This window comes from Algibacter lectus (assembly GCF_004368925.1).
GTDB lineage: Bacteria > Bacteroidota > Bacteroidia > Flavobacteriales > Flavobacteriaceae > Algibacter > Algibacter lectus.
The window spans coordinates 333,237-351,631 of the sequence record NZ_SORL01000008.1 but is presented as its reverse complement, the minus strand read 5'-3'; the positions used below and the strand labels follow the sequence as shown (position 1 = coordinate 351,631).

Genomic DNA, 18,395 nt, shown 5'->3' with positions numbered 1-18,395 from the left:
ATGAAGAAGTTATTATACATACTTTCGTTTTTGTTCAGTTTAGGGTTATTTGCTCAAAGCGATGCGCTTTTTAAGCAAGGTAATGCTTTGTATAATGAAGGTAAATACGCTGAAGCTATCCAGAAATATGATGCAATTTTAAATACTAAAAAGCATTCTGCCGATTTATATTATAATCTTGCAAACGCACATTATAAGCTTAATAATATTGCGCCAAGCATATTTTATTACGAAAAAGCGTTGCAATTAGCTCCAAAAGATAAAGACATTAAAAATAACTTAGCCTTTGCTAAAAACATGACGGTAGATGCCATAGGTGTGGTGCCAGAGGTTGGGTTCTCAAAGTTGTTTAAAAGCATAACGCACAGCATGAGTTTTGATGCTTGGGCGAAAACAGCAGTAGTGCTAGTGTTTCTGTTTGTAATATTGTTTTTAATCTATTATTTTGCTTATACTACAGTGCGTAAGCGTTTAACTTTTGTAGGTAGTACTATATCATTAATCTTGTTGTGTGTAAGTTTAGTGTTTGCTTTTCAAAAGTATGCTTTAGATAAAAAAGATAAACCTGCTATAGTTTTTGCTCAAGAAACTCAGGTTAAAAGTGAGCCTAATTTACGTAGTGAAGAGTCTTTTAGGCTTCATGAAGGTACTAAGGTTCAGGTTATAGATTCTGTTGATAATTGGAGGAAAATTAAGTTATCCGATGGTAAAACAGGATGGCTTGCATCCGAGGATATTAAAACATTAACAGCATTTTAATAGGTAAATTTTTATCACCATAAAATTTAAATAGTATATTAGCGGTTGATAAAATTTTAAAAATTAATGTCGAGAAACGTAGTTTCCATATTCTTTTTGTTTGCGTTTGTGGTGTTTTTATCGACACCAACCATAATTGCTATGGTTGATAATTCGGTAGATATATCGTTGTTTTTCTCTATGGCAGAGGAAGAAGAAAACGGCCATCCAAAAAGTAAAAATGTACAAGACATTATTTTAGAAAATCAAGATCACGAGGGTTTTATAAGCTTAGCTGAAGAAGCAATTCATTTAAGTTATTATGTTAAAAACTACTCGAAACCGTATCTTAATTTAATTTCTCCTCCCCCAAAATTCGCTTAATAATTTATTAGTTATTGAACTATTGTGCTCAATAACATTCGAGTATTAAAAATTATTAAAATTGCTGAAGAATAACGCTTCGGCCAAAGTGAATTTATCTATGTTTAAAAATATTAAGAGCGACTTACCTGCGAGTATAGTTGTATTTTTCGTTGCATTACCATTATGTTTAGGTATTGCATTAGCTAGTGGTGCGCCACTGTTTTCAGGAGTTATTGCCGGTGTTGTCGGTGGTGTTGTTGTTGGTAGTTTAAGTGGGTCTAAACTAGGAGTTAGTGGTCCAGCTGCCGGATTAGCTGCTATTGTTTTAGCTGCTATTAGTAGTTTAGGGAGTTATGAAAACTTTTTGGTTGCAGTTGTTTTAGGTGGTGTTATTCAAATTATTTTTAGCATTTTAAAAGCTGGGGTTATTGGGTATTATTTTCCGTCTTCAGTAATTAAAGGGATGTTAACCGGTATCGGTATTATTATTATCTTAAAACAAATCCCGCACTTTTTTGGTTACGATGCCGAGTTAGAAGGTGCCGATAGTTTTGTTGAAAGTTCTGGTGAAAATACCTTTTCGGCTATTTTCAATATTACAGATCATATTATTTTAGGATCTTTAGTTATTGGTTTAATTGGTTTAGGAATTATCCTTTTTTGGGATAAGGTACTTGCTAAAAAGGCTAAAATATTTCAAGTAATTCAAGGGCCTTTAGTAGCTGTTGTTGCTGGTATTGTTTATTTCGCATTAACGCAAAATCACGATACATTAGGTATTGCATCATCTCATTTGGTAAGTGTGCCAATTCCAGAAGATTTTTCTTCTTTCCTTGGGCAATTTAGTTTCCCAAATTTTGCAGCAATTACAAATCCAGATGTTTGGGTGGTTGCTTTTACAATTGCTTTAGTTGCTAGTTTAGAGACTTTATTAAGTGTTGAGGCTACCGATAAATTAGATCCGCATAAAAACGTAACACCTACTAACCGTGAATTATTAGCGCAAGGTACAGGTAATATTATTGTTGGTTTAATAGGTGGTTTACCTATTACACAAGTAATTGTGCGTAGTTCTGCAAATATTCAATCTGGTGGTATGTCAAAATTATCGACTATTATCCACGGTTTTTTATTGTTAATATCTGTAGTGGTTATCCCGAAATTACTAAACATGATTCCGTTGTCTGTTTTAGCAGCAATTTTATTAGTGGTTGGTTATAAGTTAGCTAAGCCGAGTTTGTTTGTTAAAATGCATAAATTAGGCTGGAAGCAATCTATTCCTTTTACGGTAACTGTTTTAGGTATTGTTTTTATCGATTTACTTTGGGGTATTGGTTTAGGGTTAGCTGTTGGTATTGTGGTTATTCTTTTAAAGAGTTACCAAAACTCGCATTTTCTTCATATTGAAGATAATAGTAACGGAAAACATAAAATTAAAATGACCTTAGCGGAAGAAGTTACTTTTTTCAATAAAGGAGCCATTTTAAAAGAATTAGATAGCTTACCTATTGATACTTATTTAGAAATTAACTTAATAAAAACAAGGTACCTAGATAATGATATTATTGAAATTTTAGAAGATTTCTTGCTAAAGGCTGAGGAAAGAAACATCGATATTAAACTTGTCTCTAAACGTGGTGTAGTAGAAAACCCATCAAGTTTTATTAAGTTTTTTAACGAAAGAGAAAAGTCTAACCTAAGTTTAAGCTAAATCAAATCACTATGAAAAATAAGAAATTTAAAATCTTAGTACTTTCAGATTTGAAAAAGGATACAAACAGCACGATTATAAGTGCTGTTAGTTTATCAAAAATGATAAATGCTGAGGTCGATTTATTTCATGTAAAGAAACCAACCGATGTTATTGCTAGCGACAGTCAATTATCGGCTATGCGCACATTAAATCAGGAGCAAAACCAATCTCGAAATAAAATTAAAGAAACCATAGCGCCTTTAAACAAAGCGTATAATGTTAATATTACTTCTAATTTTGGAATTGGTAATGTAAAATCGGAAATTGAGGCTTACATAAAAGCAACAAAACCAGATGTTATTGTTTTAGGTAAAAGAAGTGCTAAGGTAATTAACTTGATAGGAGATAATGTAACAGATTTTGTGTTAAAAATGCATGAAGGACCTGTATTAATTACTTCTAATAAAAATGAGATTGCTCCAGAAACCGAATTACAAATTGGTTTATTAAATGGGAAATCTCAAGTTTTTAATCAAGCCTTTTCGGAAGATGTACTTGCTAATACTACCAAACCATTAAAGTCTTTTAATTTGGTAAATAGTAAAAATGAAGCCGACGATAAAAATGCTGTAAATGAAGCTATTGATTATGTGTTTGAAAAAAACGATAACACCATTAAAAAATTAGCCGATTATTTAGAGAAAAACCATGTAAATTTATTGTTTGTAAACCGTGCTGATAAAGCAGATGCCGCAGCAAATGATAAATCTGAAATAAAAAACTTAATTAACAATGTTAACGTGTCACTATTTATAACGGGTAGTACACAGAAATTAGCTGTTTAAAAAATTAAATAATAAGATATTATGAAAGCACATACAAAAGAAACACAAGCAACATTAACACCAGATAAAGCTATTGCATTTTTAAAAGAAGGAAACGAAAGGTTTCAAGGAAATTTAAAAGCAAATAGAAACCTTTTAGAGCAAGTAAATGATACCAGTGAAGGGCAATTCCCTTTTGCTACAATTTTAAGTTGTATCGACTCGAGAGTGTCTGCAGAGTTAGTTTTCGATCAAGGTTTGGGTGATGTGTTTAGTGTACGTATTGCAGGTAACTTTGTAAATGAAGATATTTTAGGAAGCATGGAGTTTGCTTGTAAACTTGCTGGTACTAAATTAATTGTAGTATTAGGTCATACAAGTTGTGGTGCTATTAAAGGTGCTTGTGATGGTGCTGAAATGGGTAACTTAACTAAATTAATTGAAAAAATAACTCCAGCGGTAAATGCCGTTTCAGAGCCTAAAGATGAAGGTTTAAGAAATTCTAAAAATTTAGATTTTGTTGATAGTGTATCTAAAAAGAATGTTGAATTAACAATCGATAGAATTCACGCAGAAAGCCCAATACTTACCGAAATGGAAAAGAATGGAGAAATAAAAATTGTTGGTGCTATGTATGATATCAATACAGGAGCAGTTAATTTTTATTAAAACTTTTAAGTATAAAAATACATGAAGAAGAAGTTGAATATGGCAGCATTAATTTTAGTATTAATGCTGCCTTTATTTTCTCAGGCCCAAGAGAGCGATTTAGGGAATTGGCTTGTTTACATAGGCAACAAAAAACTAAATAGTAAATGGAACATTCACAACGAGGTACAATACAGGAACTATAATGCTGTTGGTGATCTAGAACAGCTGTTGTTACGTACTGGTTTGGGGTATAATATTGATGAGAAAAACAATGTTTTGTTAGGTTATGGATATATCCTTTCGAAAAATTATATTGGAGACACAGACGAAAAAGTATCGGTAAACGAGCATCGTATTTTTCAACAGTTTACTACAAAACAAAGTATTGGTAAGGTTGGTTTAAGCCATCGTTATCGTTTTGAACAACGTTTTGTGGAAGATGATTTTAAAATGCGTTTTCGTTATTTTTTAGGTGTCAAAATACCACTTCAGTATAAGGAAGATGGTAATAATCCATTATATCTATCTGCCTATAACGAAATCTTTTTAAATACCGAATCTTCGGTGTTCGATAGAAATCGTGTTTATGGAGGTTTAGGCTATACTTTTTCCAAACAATTACGTATGGAGCTAGGATACATGAATCAGTTTTTCGAAACCTCTGGTAGAGACCAAATTAATGTCATTGCTTTTGTTAATTTCTAATAAAATGTGAGTTTAATTTTTTAAATCGTTAAAAATTTAAGCTAACTTAGGGAAAAGTTTAAAATTAGTATATGAAGAATTTATTTTCAAATATAAAAGGCGATGCCTTTGGTGGAATCACTGCAGGAATTGTAGCACTGCCATTAGCTTTAGCTTTTGGAGTCTCTTCTGGTTTAGGACCAGAAGCCGGATTATATGGTGCTATATTTATCAGTTTTTTTGCAGCGTTATTTGGAGGTACTAGTACTCAAATTTCTGGTCCAACAGCTCCAATGACGGCCGTAAGTATGGTTGTTATTGCTGGTATTGTAGCCGCGAATGATGGGAGTGTGGAAAAAGCACTACCTGCTATTTTAACCGTTTTTATGTTAGCGGGTTTAATGCAAGTTGGTTTGGGTCTTTTAGGTCTAGGAAAATATATTAGATATATTCCTTATCCGGTAGTTTCAGGGTTCATGACGGCTATTGGTGTTATTATTCTATTAACACAAATTTTACCATCTATTGGGTATTATCCAAAGGAAGATGTTGAGTTTGTAGAACAATTTAAACCACTAGCAGAAGAGGTTATACTCGAAAATATTTTAAAAGAAGAAGCTGGCGAAGGTATCTTAGTTCTTGAAAACTTTAAAGAAACCATTAGTCAAGCAGCCAAAATCACGCCAGAACAAATATTAAATGAGTCTCAAACATTAGCAGCCAAAGAAGCTTCTGGAACTGTTGGAGCTCTTAAAGTACTACCAAGAGCATTACAAAACATTAATTGGTTAGAACTTGCCTTAGCACTTGCTACCATATTTATAATTTATGGGTTTAAGCGTATTACTAAAGCAGTACCAAGCACATTAGTGGCACTAGTTGTAGTATCAGGAATTGCTTATGGATTTAACTTAGGTTACCGTCCTATTTCTGAAATACCAGGAGGAATTCCTATTCCGCATCTAGAAATGTTCACCAGTTTCAGCTTTGGTAAAATTACGCCATACATATTCACAGCACTTACTTTAGCGCTTTTAGGGGCTATCGATTCACTTTTAACTAGTGTAGTTGCCGATAATATGACAAAAACCAAACACAAGCCAAATAAGGAATTAATTGGTCAGGGAATAGGTAATACTATCGCTTCTGTTTTTGGAGGTATTCCAGGTGCAGGAGCAACCATTCGTACTGTTGTCAATATTAATGCAGGAGGAAAAACTAAACTTTCAGGAATGATTGCTGGTATTATGCTATTAGTAATTATGCTCGCTTTAGGGCCTGTAGCATCAAAAATTCCAGCAGCTGTTTTAGCAGGTATTTTAGTAACTGTTGGTATTGGGGTGATGGATTACAAAGGTTTAAAAGCCATTCCTAGCTTACCACGTGATATTAAAATCGGACCAATAAAACTAAGTTCAGAAGTGCTTATTATGCTTGTTGTTCTATTATTATCCACTTTTTGGGATTTAATTTACGCTGTAGGTATTGGTTTAATTATCGCATCATTAATGTTCATGAAAAAAATTGGAGACTTAACAGCAGAGCGTTCTGATGTGAAATCTTTAAAAGAAGAAACTTGGACCGACGAAGTTGGTTTCCCGGAAAATTTAAAAGAAGAAGTTTTTATCAAACATCTTAAAGGGCCTTTGTTCTTTGGGTCTACAAGCGATTTTCAGGCATTAACATTGCAAATTCCGAATACGGCTAAAACCGTTATTTTAAGATTGGGCCGTATGCAATATATGGATCAGTCGGGCTTGTATGCTATGGAAGACATGCTTCAAGAACTTAAAAAAAATAACGTTGAAGTGTTATTCGTTGGCTTATTAAAACAACCACGATATATGATGGAGCGTATTGATATCATTCCAGATTTTATTCCGAATGAACATATTTTTAAAGATTTTAAATCGTGTTTACAATGGGTAAAAGATAATATAAAAGATGAGATTTAATAGATTTTTGCTTTCGCTGAAATAAAGATAATAACAATGGATTTAGATAAAGTTTTCGAAAATAACGAGGCTTGGATTAAGAAGCAATTAGCAACTTCTAAAGATTATTTTGAAAATTTAGGCAAAGGACAAAGTCCGGAGTTACTTTACATTGGCTGTAGTGATAGCCGTGTAACAGCCGAAGATTTAATGGGTTTAGGCCCAGGGGAAGTGTTTGTACATAGAAATATTGCAAACATGATTTCGGGTAACGACTTAAATGCTATGAGTGTTGTAGAGTATGCTGTAATTCATTTAAAAGTAAATCATGTAGTTGTTTGTGGTCATTATGGTTGTGGCGGCGTAAAAGCGGCTTTACAATCTAAAGATTTAGGCTTACTAAATGGTTGGTTACGTAATATTCGCGATGTATATAGAATTCATAAATTAGAATTAAATAGCATTGAATGCGAAGAGCGAAAATACGATCGTTTAGTAGAGTTAAATGTAAAGGAACAGTGCGTTAACCTTATTAAAACAGCCGCAGTACAAAAAGCCTATAGAGATAGAGGTTTAAAAGTACATGGTTGGGTGTTCGATGTACATACCGGAAAGCTAATTGACCTAAAAATTAATTTTGAAAAGTATTTACACGATATTATGGAGATTTATCATTTGGATTAAAATGATACATAATTTTTAATATCTGGTATATAAAAAAAGTCCCGATAGCGTTTAAATACTATCGGGACTTTTTAGTTTAAGTTCTATTTGTTAACCTCAATCCACTGGCCTTTTGTTCTTACTAAAAAGTCATTGTCATACATCGCTTCCGCTTGTACTCCATATAAATAGTAAGTTCCTAAGTAAGCGGCATTCAGCATTACATTAAATGTTTTTGTACTATACTTTCCTTTTTTAGATAAATCGAAATAGAAGTTTACACGATCATCACGAATATCTGTAAATCGAGCTTGGCTCGTCGTACTACTACCAAAAGCTGTAAATCGCGTGTTTACAATTTCCCATCCCGATGGAAATATTTGAGTTAATGCAATATCATTAACGTTATAATCTTTTAAATTACTAACCTGTACTGTGGCAAGAAAATCTTGACCTTGTTGTAATTTAGAAACATCTATTTTATTGCCATCCAAATCTTTGTAAGCTACAGAAATACTTAAACCACGTTGTTCTGCGATCTCGTTACCTAGAGGTAATTTTCCAGAGTTTAAAACACGTACATAAACCAAATTGTCTTTTTGGTTGGTAAGGGTAATACTATTGGCTCCATTATTCACTTGTAATTCCCGTAAGGCAATTGCACTTTTAGTGGTTATGGTTTCTGTTTTACCGTTAATAGAATAGCTTAAGCTTAATGCTTTTCCGCCATTAGCGTTTACCATTTTCGCCATTGCTAACAAACTAAAGGCTGAGGTTTGTGTACTCATCCAACGGTTGCTCGATAGATCTTTAGCAATGGTTTCTGCTAGATCACGCATTTTAGAAATTTTGGTAAGTACCATAGTTTCTAAAGCCATAGCACGATTTCTATCTACAGAGCCATAGGTGTAATAATTATTCTTTAAAGGTTTGAAGTTAATATTAGCCGATTGCGAAATATTATCACTCGCTTCCTTTTGTCCGGCTAAAGCATAAGCGGCTGCTAGTCTCCATTTAGCTTCGTTAGATATTTCGCTAAACTCGCGTAAACGATTCATGCTTGATAAGTCTGGACTTCCAGCTAAAGCTAAGGTGTATAAACGGTAAGCTTGGGCTAAATCGGAATTATAACTGCGGTAACTAGGTCTCCAATCGCGAGCCGCTTGTGTTTGGTATTTAATCCAGTTATTTTTAAAAGTTAAGGGTAAAACAAAACCTTTCTTTTCTGCTTCTAGCATAAAATGCCCAGCGTAACTTGTTCCCCAATCGTTAGAGGCGTTTTCACCAATCCAATAACTTAGACCGCCACTTGGTCTTTGAAAATGTCCTAAGCGCTTGATTCCGTTTTCAATATTGGTTTGAATTTCTTTTTTCTTTTCAAAAGTAAGATCAAAAATATCTGCTAAAAATAACTGCGGAAATACGCTTGATGTTGTTTGTTCTACACAACCATGCGGATATTGAATAAGGTATTGTAATCGACGAGAAAAATCCATTGGAGGTAAAGTAGAAAACTCTACAGTTGCTCCATTTGTTCCATTAACACCAAAGGTTGAAAAGTTTAAAGTTTCACTAGCATTAGCTTCTAATGTTTTGTCTATGGTTTTTGATGTTATTGGGTTTGGGTTTACTACATCTAACTCTACTTTATAGGTCGATTTTTCACCATTTCCAGTTGCAATAACTTCTACAGTATTTATACCTTTTGCTTTGCTAACATCGAGTTCAAAATACGTCATTTGTTCATCTGGCTTCTTAAAAGTTAGTACTTTCTTCTGTTCACCAACAACCGAAATACCATTACTTAATTTTAAGCTAATACTAACATTTTTCACTTTCGGTTCCATGGCAAAAACGGTAACCGGAAGCGTTACTTTCTCACCAGGACTCAATTTCCGCGGAAGCGTTGCTAAAACCATTAAAGGCTTTTTAACTTCTACAGATTTATCGGTACTTCCGTAAGCTTCATTTTTATTATCTCCTGCAACAACCATAGTACGCACAGCGCCAATGTAATTTGGTAATTTTATACTGTGGGTTTTCTTTTCTCCAGCTTCTAGTTTAAAAGGGCCTAAGTAAGTCACAACAGGTTTAAAACGGTTGGCTTTTTTGTTTTTTCCACCGGCAGCACTCCCATCACCACCTATGGCAAAAACCTGATCGATACTACCAGAATAAGCGCCAATAACATCATCAAACACATCCCATGTTTTTACACCCAAAGCCTCACGTTTGTAAAATTCGTTCCATGCATTTGGTGTTTTAAAACGTGTTAAATCTAGCAAGCCTTCTTCCACCATAGCAATGGTGTAAGTCATGGCTTTATTGTTTTTTTCTGAAATTTGAACGTCGAATTTCTGTTCCGGTTGAAGTGTATCTGGCATATTAAGTTGAGGTTCCAGTTTAGTTTCTGGATCTTCTACCATAATAGGAATGATTCCGTATAAACGAATTGGTAAATCGTTAGCCGAAATAGCATGCGGTTGTAAAAGTGATATGTTTACAAACACGTTTGGTGCCATGTCTGGAGTAATGCCTACATCGACAGTAGTTTCTCCTTTTTGAGTTTTTACCCATTTGGTGTCAAGAACTTCGGTGCCATTTTCAATACTTACTAATGCACGACCTTCACTACCAGAAGCAAAAGTTAATTTCGCAGTTTCGCCAACATTATATTTTTCTTTATCGGCAGAGAAAATAAGCATTTTTGCAGCTTCTTTATTTGTTGATCCCGAGTTTTGCCACCAATTTTTATAGAAATAAGCGGTTCGCCCTGTAGCATGACCACTTACCGGATCGGAAATTCTAATTAAATAGCGTCCGCGCTCGTTATTTGGGATTTTTAAGTTGAAAGTTCCTTTTCCTTTAGTATCCGTATTTATTTTTGAGGTAGAATATGGTTTATGGTAGCTACTAGAAACGTAGCTCGATAAATCATCATAAGATGAATTCCACCACCAACGCCATTCTATTTTATAGACTTTAACCTCAAGGTTGTTTCGTTTTATTGGTTTGCCTTTCGCATCGACTACAACAATATCAAAAGCTTGATTTTCGTCTGTAAAAAATGATCCATAAGCATTCCCTTTAGGTGAGCGTAAACCAACAAAAGACTCGTAAGGAGCATATGGTTTTGTAAAAGCATCCATTGAGAAATCGCCACCATTTTCGAAGGCGCGAACCAAAAATTGAGCATTAAGCATGCCTGGTGCATTTTTACCAATAGCAAGTTTGTTATTAATAGTCGCTAAACCATTTTCGTCAACTTTACCATCAAAAATAATGGTTTCTTCTGTTTGAAAATTACGCGTAGGATCGTTAAACGTGTATTGTTTGTAGTTTTCGAAAGCGGTGTAAGCCGTGCTAAACTTAGCTTTAATTTCTGTTTTTAAGTTTTTTCCAACGGCACCATGCAACCATTTTACATCTAAAGTTCCTTTTAAAGGCGTGTTGCTTGTTAGAATATCATCTTCAAATTCAACTTTAATTTTTAATCGGTTTGGTTTAACGGTTTCAATTTTTAATCCTTTGTAAAATGTTGCACCACCAACCGAAACTTTAGCGTTGTATTGACCCGTTTTGTCTTCTTGTACCGTTGGTACAGTAAATTTAAAAACATTATTTAAGTTATCTGTAGTTACGTTTTTGTAAACCAATTTACCATTCGGGTCGGTAATTTCTAACTTTACAGGATGACCGCTTGGTAATTTGTTAGCGTTATCATTAAGCATAAAAGTTAAATGCAAAGTATCGCCAGGGCGCCATACACCACGCTCTCCATAAATGTAACCTTTAAGTCCGCGTTGTAAGCGATTTCCTGAAACATCAAACTTACTTAAGGATAATGAGTTTCCGTCATGAAGCTTTATGTAGGTCGTGTTTTTTCCTTTTGAAACAATAGCAAAAGCTGCTTTTTTATCAGAATCTATTAAAGTTAATCCGGTTTCATCGGTATTTCTACTTACTAATTCTTGTTGCTGAAAATTGTAAATAGTAACCTTAGCGTTAGCTTCTGGTTCTGTATTTAAAATATTAGTTACCGCAAAATAATAAGAGTTGTTTGCACCTTGCTTTACTATAACTCCAAGGTTTGAGGCTAATAAATTTTGTGATATAATTTTATTTTCGTTGTAGTAAGCATCATGGCAAGGATTGTTTTCTTCGCGCCAGTTGTAGCTGTAATCTTTGTAGCGGTATGTGAGGTTATCCCAGTAGGCTTCCTCGCGTAATTCTTCGTCTTCAGAATCTATTTCAGCATAATTACCTTCATAGTATTCTTCGTCTTCGTAATAATCATCATAGCCATCATGTTCAGAGTTTGAAGTACTTGGGTTAGCTTCGCAATCGTAAAGCGAATAGCTTTTTTCATAACTTAATTCAATGCGGTAAATAGCTCCTGGATCGGCTTTAAAATAGTGTGATAAATCGATACTGTAAGCTTTCCATTTACCTGTGTTTTCGGCTGCAGATTGTAGTTGTATGGTTTTTTTAGCAATACGTCTACCAACCTTTTTTATATCGTATTTATTGTTTGTGTTTAAGTTGTTATCCTGAAGAAGTTGAAGCACATTGTCTTCAAAAATCTTAATAACACGCACATCTACGGCGCTTAAGTTTACAGCTTCAAAATTGAATTTTAATTCTTCGGAATTAGGTAAAATAGTACCGCTATTAATTAAGCGAACTTGAGGTTTTAGTTCTTCGAAAGCGATGGTTTCAGAAAAAGTTTTTTTCAATTTATAACCATCTGTATTTTTAATGCCTTGAAAAACATCAACCTGAATGTTGCCCACTAATTTGCTAGAAGGATAAACTTTTAAAACATTACCGTCTACAATATATTTAGGATTTTTGCTTTTTTGAATGGTTACTAAACCATCAAAGTTTTGTTGTTTTTGTAAAGGATCGGAAAAATTGATAGATAGGTGTTGTTCTGGCGATTGAATAACATCAACTTCAATAATAGTAAAATTATTTACCCCAGGAATAGCGATGCTGTTTTCACCTTCATTACTAGCTTTTATTGCATTTCCATTCCATTTTACAAGAATGTTATCATCTTCAATTTTTCGGTTTATGCTATCAATTTTAAATTCGAAATATTTTGCAGCTTGGCTCGCTTCATTAAAAACAATATTTAGTTTTTTGCCACTTTGCGACGCTTCAACTAAAGTTTTAGCATCTTTAATTGAAATAATATCGGCCGATTTTATTACGCCTTCAAGATATTGCCATTTTTTACTGTAGGATTGTAAATTATTAGTTTCAATATTAAAATTTGGTGTTATAGTTTTAAACTGAAAGGTGTAATCTTTATAGCCTGCCGGCATATTTTTATAAATATCGCCAAGTTTTACGGTAACGGTATATTCTGTGTCTGGATCTAAATGTTCGTCGGGAGTAAATAGTAAGGTATGGTTGTTGCCAACGGTAAGCTTGCCTTCAACATGCGGTTTTATGGTTACAATATTGTCTGTGATTTCCTGATTTATTTCCCATCCCTCCACAGGTTTGGTTAAATTAATTTGAATAGGACTGGCTACCGAAGTTCTGCCCGATGTGGTGTAACTGATATAGTCTCTAAATTTGAAAATGTTATCAGTTTCTACCACTTTCTTTTTACATGAAGCAATAATAGTAACAAATACGGCAAAGGTTAAAAGCTTTTTGAAAGACATAAATAGATGTGTTAAATAAAAATGAACGTGCTTTTGGGAGGACAACAGGAGGGCCTGTTAATAAGATTACGTTCGTTTTTTTATATTTAGGTTTTTGGGTTCTGTTAAATTGTTCATAAAGTTAAAGGTTTTTGATGATTTTGCTTGGTTTTATAACGAAAAAAGAAAGATTATTCTTAATTGAATTCAATGGTGAATATCAATAAACACGGCTTTTTATTAGTATATTCGTAAAAGAAATTAAATAAAAACTACAAATCCGTAATTCATGGAATCTATAGCAAGTAAATTTGGAATACACGACGCGCTGAAAACTTTAGGCGTTCAAAATATAAATGAAGGAACATCAACAGGTTCAAACCAATTTTCGCACAATGATGATGGTGTTGTTATTGAAAGTTTTTCTCCTGTAGATGGGCAATTAATTGGCAAAGTTAAAACAACTTCTCAAGCCGATTTTGATGTGGTAATGCAAACTGCAACTACTGCTTTTAAAACGTGGCGTACCATGCCAGCACCACAGCGTGGAGAGATAGTGCGTCAGTTTGGTGATAAATTAAGAGAGAAAAAGGAGGCTTTAGGTAAACTTGTTTCTTATGAAATGGGAAAGAGTTATCAAGAAGGTCTTGGAGAGGTTCAAGAAATGATAGATATCTGCGATTTTGCAGTAGGTTTATCTAGACAGCTTCATGGTTTAACCATGCATTCTGAGCGTCCTGGCCACCGTATGTACGAGCAATATCATGCTTTAGGTGTGGTTGGTATTATTTCGGCTTTTAATTTCCCGGTAGCTGTTTGGGCATGGAATACGGCTTTAGCATGGATTTGCGGCGATGTTTGTGTTTGGAAACCAAGCGAAAAAACGCCGCTTTGTGGTATAGCTTGCCAAAATATAGCAGCCGAAGTTTTTGCTAAAAATAATTTACCAGAAGGTATTTCTTGCTTAATAAATGGCGATTATAAGGTTGGTGAATTTATGACGAAAGACAAAAGAATTCCATTAATTTCTGCAACGGGTTCTACCCGTATGGGGAAAATTGTAGCTCAGGAAGTTGCAGGCCGTTTAGGTAAAACTTTATTAGAGCTTGGGGGTAATAATGCTATAATTGTAACACCAGATGCCGATATAAAAATGACGGTTATTGGTGCTGTTTTTGGCGCGGTTGGTACTTGTGGACAACGTTGTACATCAACGAGAAGATTAATAATTCATGAGGATATTTATGATAAAGTAAAAACAGCTATTGTAGATGCTTATAAGCAATTACGTATTGGAAATCCTTTAGACGAAAATAACCATGTTGGGCCGTTAATTGATACCGACGCCGTAAATATGTATAACAGTGCATTAGAGAAAGTAGTGGAAGAAGGCGGTGAGATTATAGTTGAAGGTGGCGTACTCTCTGGTGTAGGTTTTGAAAGTGGTTGTTATGTAAAACCAGCTATTGCAGAAGCTAAACCTAATTTTAAAATTGTACAACACGAAACATTTGCTCCAGTTTTATATTTATTGAAATACTCGGGAGATGTTGAAAATGCTATTGATATTCAGAATGAAGTTGCTCAGGGATTATCGTCAGCTATTATGACAAATAATTTAAGAGAAGCCGAGCGTTTCTTATCCGTTCAAGGATCAGATTGTGGAATTGCTAATGTAAATATTGGAACATCGGGTGCTGAAATTGGTGGTGCTTTTGGAGGTGAAAAAGATACAGGTGGTGGCCGTGAATCTGGATCTGATGCTTGGAAAGTATATATGAGAAGGCAGACCAATACTATAAATTATACTACAGAATTACCGTTATCTCAAGGTATTAAATTTGAGTTGTAGTATTTAAAATATTTAATTTGTTTTAAAGTCATATTTCTATAAATGTGACTTTTTTTGTTTTATTGTTTCTAAATGTATAAGCTAAAGTGTTATATTGTAAACACTTATATTTTTCTAACCAAAAAACAAAATCTAATGAGTAAAAAAACATTCTATCTTTTAGGAATTGTACTCACTATTATTCTTGGTACTATTTTGTATTATTTTTTATGTTGTAGTGTGTGTTGCAATGCAGAAAAGGGTGCGAATAACCAAGACGAGACTGAGAGTGTTGTAAGTCCGAAACTTAAAGAAATTACCAAAAATGCATTTTTAATTAACGATGCTAATGGCGATTTTAATTTGAAGCTGAATGATAATTTTAATTTCAAAACATCAAATTTTTCAATAGAAGAACCTGTTTCTAAAGATATTGAAAATGGTGTTTTAAAGTTTAAGGACTATCTTATAGAAAACCCGTTAAAAAATATTAACATAACTGGGTTTTACAGAAGTGATGAAACTAATAATTCTGCATATCCAAACCTTGGATTGGCAAGGGCAAACTCCGTTAAAAACTACTTCGTATTGCATGGAGTTTCTTCAAAACAAATTGATACCAACGGAAAATTAAATGATACGATTAATCCAGATGAAAACAGTACGCTATTTGGCCCTGTGTCATTCAATATGTTAACAGCAGATGCATCTGATACATCTTCTATGGAAGCCTTAAAAACCGCATGTGATGCTATTAAAGAGAATCCGTTAGTATTACATTTTAAAACAGGTCAAGCATCGATTAATTTAACGGCAGAGCAACGCCAAAAAATAGCCGATATCTCTCATTGTGTAGATAAGTTAGGCGTAAAAATGCAAGTTATTGGGCATACCGATAATACAGGCGATGCTGCAAGAAATATTGTTCTTGGTCAGGAACGTGCAGATTTTGCAAAAACATATTTAACCCAAAACGGGATTTTAGATAGCAATATTGAAACATTGTCTCAAGGACCAAAAGTTCCTGTTGCAGATAATGCTACGGAAGAAGGTAGAGCAGAAAACAGAAGAACAGTAATTACAATTAACTAAAAACTTAAAAATATAAAATTATGAATTGGTGTATATTAATCCCATTATTAGTCGGTGCTATTTGTGCAATATTAGGTTACTTATTAGGTAAACTTTTAGGTGGTGGAAACCACAACGAGTGTGAAGATAGAATAGGAGCATTGCAAGCAGAGCTAGATGCTTGTAGATTAAGTAAGGTTTCTTTAGAAAGTGATTTGAGTGCAACTAAAGCAGCCTTAACAACATCTGTTGCGGCAGAAGCTTCAGTAAAATCTTCTTTAGAGTTAACTAAATCATCATTAGCCGCATCTTTATCAGCAGCAACTGCGGTACCTGTTGCGGTAAGTGTGTTCGATGGCGCAGCTGCAAAAGCTGTTTTTGGTAAAAAAATAAAAGAAGATGATTTAACGGTTGTTGAAGGTATTGGGCCTAAAATTCAAGGTTTATTTCACGATCATGATGTTAAAACATGGAAAGCATTATCTGAATGTTCTATAGAAAAATGTCAAGCTGTTTTAGATTCTGGAGGAGATCGTTATAAAATCCATAAACCAGGCACCTGGCCAAAACAAGCGCAGTTAGCTTATGAAGGCAAATGGGAAGAACTTTCAAAATGGCAAGACCAGCTAGATGGCGGGAAATAAAACTCGAAATTTATCATAAAAACAAAAACCGCTTCTGTTAACGAAGCGGTTTTTTTTTGTTTTTAATTATGTATTATTTGGTCTTTAATTGTTGGGGGTTTTATATATAAATTCATTTTAATATACAAAAAACTAAAAGGTAAACGTTATTCTATGTATTTTGCTTAAGGTGTGTTAAACCTTTTTAATTTGTTGAAGTCAAATTAGTTATAAGTTTGTTGTTTCATGTCTTAGATTAATAAATAAAATTGAGTTTTATGAAAAGTAATCATATTCAGCATTTGTATTGGCGTGTTGGTTTTGGTATTCTGCCAAATGAACTCGAAAAGTTTTCTAAAAAAAGTAAAAAAAAGATTGTTGATGACATTATTGAAACATCACAAAAAGTAACGCCATTAAAAGTTGATACAGCCGAACTCGATGAGCTATTGAGTGGTTCTTATGAGAAGACAAAGGAAAATATTAAAAAATTCCAGAAGCTAAGCCGAGAAAAAACAAAGGAGTTAAACATTGCGTGGATAGATCGATTATCAAATTCTAATCAAATACTTCGTGAAAAAATGACCCTCTTTTGGGCGAATCATTTTGTGTGTGAAGATAATAATTACGTTTACACACAAAACTTCCATAACCGACTTCGTGAGCATGCGCTTGGTAATTTTAAAGATTTTGTAAAGGCCATTTCAAAAGAAGCTGCGATGACTAAATACTTAAATACAAAGCAAAACAAAAAACAAAAGCCTAACGAGAATTTTGCTCGTGAACTTATGGAATTATTCACTTTAGGTGTTGGTAATTATACCGAAAATGATATTAAAGAAAGCGCGAAAGCGTTTACGGGCTATAGCCATAATTTAAAAGGTGAATTTGTTTTTAAAAAACGTGTTCATGATGAAACTGATAAAATATTTTTTGGTAAAACAGGAAATTTTGACGGTGATGATATTGTAGATTTAATCCTTGAAAAAAGGGAATGTGCAACTTTTATTTGTACTAAAATTTATAGCTACTTTGTTAACGATACTATTAACGAACAGCATGTAAACGAAATGGCCAATGTGTTTTATAAAGATTACAACATCGAAAACCTAATGCGCTATATGATGCTTGCCGATTGGTTTTATGATGATGAAAATATGGGAACTAAAATTAAATCGCCCATAGAACTTTTGGTTGGTTTAAAAACGGTAGTTCCTGTCGATTTTAAATCATCTAAACAGCTTTTTAATCTTCAGAAATTATTAGGGCAAGTACTTTTAAACCCACCTAATGTGGCGGGTTGGAAAGGTGGCCGATCTTGGATAGATTCTAACACCATTACACTGCGGTTAAAACTACCGTCAATTATTTTAAATAACGCTTATATTTCTAAGGTTAAAGCAGGTAAAACCGATGAGTCTATACTTAAAAGTAAACAAGCGTTTAAAAAGAAGTACGGACAACGTTTTAAAACCGAAACTAATTGGGCTGTTTTCGATACACATTTTAGTGATGTGTCCATGACTGATTTAGATAAGCATTTGCTAGCTTGTGCTATAAGCAGTCATGCAAGCACGTATCTAAACTCGCTAAGTAAAGTCTCAAAGCGGGAGTACTGTATTCAACTTATGTCGTTACCCGAATATCAAATGTGTTAATC

General features: G+C 33.8%; 14 protein-coding genes. 12 read left to right on the top strand and 2 right to left on the bottom strand.

All coding sequences use genetic code 11. From position 1 onward, the window contains the following. The 5 genes from DFQ06_RS09925 (at position 1) to DFQ06_RS09905 (ending at position 4,290) form a co-directional block, all read left to right on the top strand. Complete coding sequence (locus tag DFQ06_RS09925) at positions 1-759, top strand: tetratricopeptide repeat protein (RefSeq protein ID WP_042496039.1); 759 nt, start codon at positions 1-3, stop codon at positions 757-759. A gap of 66 nt (positions 760-825) precedes the next feature. Beyond that, entirely contained in the window at positions 826-1,122 is a 297-nt protein-coding gene (locus tag DFQ06_RS09920; protein WP_074936773.1) for a hypothetical protein, read from the top strand. 100 nt (positions 1,123-1,222) lie between these two features. Continuing rightward, positions 1,223-2,815, top strand: a complete 1,593-nt coding sequence (locus DFQ06_RS09915; protein WP_074936775.1) for a SulP family inorganic anion transporter — start codon at positions 1,223-1,225, stop codon at positions 2,813-2,815. An 11-nt stretch (positions 2,816-2,826) separates the two neighbouring features. Continuing rightward, positions 2,827-3,642 carry a universal stress protein gene (locus tag DFQ06_RS09910; RefSeq protein WP_042496033.1) on the top strand — a complete coding sequence of 272 codons (816 nt, stop codon included), beginning with the start codon at positions 2,827-2,829 and terminating at the stop codon, positions 3,640-3,642. Positions 3,643-3,663: 21 nt separating this feature from the next. Further along, positions 3,664-4,290: a carbonic anhydrase family protein gene (locus DFQ06_RS09905; RefSeq protein WP_042496030.1), complete on the top strand. Its 627-nt coding sequence runs from the start codon at positions 3,664-3,666 to the stop codon at positions 4,288-4,290. 5 nt (positions 4,291-4,295) lie between these two features. Here the strand turns inward: DFQ06_RS09905 and DFQ06_RS19565 are convergent, their stop codons facing one another. Continuing rightward, on the bottom strand, positions 4,296-4,343 hold the full coding sequence (locus tag DFQ06_RS19565) for a hypothetical protein (RefSeq protein ID WP_227805568.1): 48 nt from the start codon (positions 4,341-4,343) through the stop codon (positions 4,296-4,298). Between DFQ06_RS19565 and DFQ06_RS09900 the strand changes: the two genes are divergently transcribed. The 3 genes from DFQ06_RS09900 (at position 4,330) to DFQ06_RS09890 (ending at position 7,574) form a co-directional block, all read left to right on the top strand. Then, complete coding sequence (locus DFQ06_RS09900; protein WP_231961834.1) at positions 4,330-4,977, top strand: DUF2490 domain-containing protein; 648 nt, start codon at positions 4,330-4,332, stop codon at positions 4,975-4,977. The genes DFQ06_RS19565 and DFQ06_RS09900 overlap by 14 nt on opposite strands. Positions 4,978-5,048: 71 nt before the next feature. Further along, a complete protein-coding gene (locus DFQ06_RS09895) occupies positions 5,049-6,911 on the top strand; it encodes a SulP family inorganic anion transporter (RefSeq protein WP_074936778.1) in 1,863 nt (620 codons plus the stop codon). A 36-nt stretch (positions 6,912-6,947) separates the two neighbouring features. Beyond that, on the top strand, positions 6,948-7,574 hold the full coding sequence (locus tag DFQ06_RS09890) for a carbonic anhydrase (protein WP_042496025.1): 627 nt from the start codon (positions 6,948-6,950) through the stop codon (positions 7,572-7,574). A gap of 83 nt (positions 7,575-7,657) precedes the next feature. Here the strand turns inward: DFQ06_RS09890 and DFQ06_RS09885 are convergent, their stop codons facing one another. After that, positions 7,658-13,231 carry an Ig-like domain-containing alpha-2-macroglobulin family protein gene (locus DFQ06_RS09885; RefSeq protein ID WP_133967489.1) on the bottom strand — a complete coding sequence of 1,858 codons (5,574 nt, stop codon included), beginning with the start codon at positions 13,229-13,231 and terminating at the stop codon, positions 7,658-7,660. A 268-nt stretch (positions 13,232-13,499) separates the two neighbouring features. On the opposite strand from DFQ06_RS09885, the gene amaB reads away from it, so the two are divergent. From amaB to DFQ06_RS09865, 4 genes are all read left to right on the top strand, one after another. After that, positions 13,500-15,062, top strand: a complete 1,563-nt coding sequence (gene amaB / locus DFQ06_RS09880; RefSeq protein ID WP_133967487.1) for an L-piperidine-6-carboxylate dehydrogenase — start codon at positions 13,500-13,502, stop codon at positions 15,060-15,062. Positions 15,063-15,197: 135 nt separating this feature from the next. Continuing rightward, positions 15,198-16,133: an OmpA family protein gene (locus DFQ06_RS09875; protein WP_133967485.1), complete on the top strand. Its 936-nt coding sequence runs from the start codon at positions 15,198-15,200 to the stop codon at positions 16,131-16,133. 20 nt (positions 16,134-16,153) lie between these two features. Beyond that, positions 16,154-16,756 carry a hypothetical protein gene (locus tag DFQ06_RS09870; RefSeq protein WP_133967483.1) on the top strand — a complete coding sequence of 201 codons (603 nt, stop codon included), beginning with the start codon at positions 16,154-16,156 and terminating at the stop codon, positions 16,754-16,756. Between the two features lie 257 nt (positions 16,757-17,013). Then, positions 17,014-18,393, top strand: a complete 1,380-nt coding sequence (locus DFQ06_RS09865; RefSeq protein WP_133967481.1) for a DUF1800 domain-containing protein — start codon at positions 17,014-17,016, stop codon at positions 18,391-18,393. Positions 18,394-18,395 lie beyond the last annotated feature (2 nt).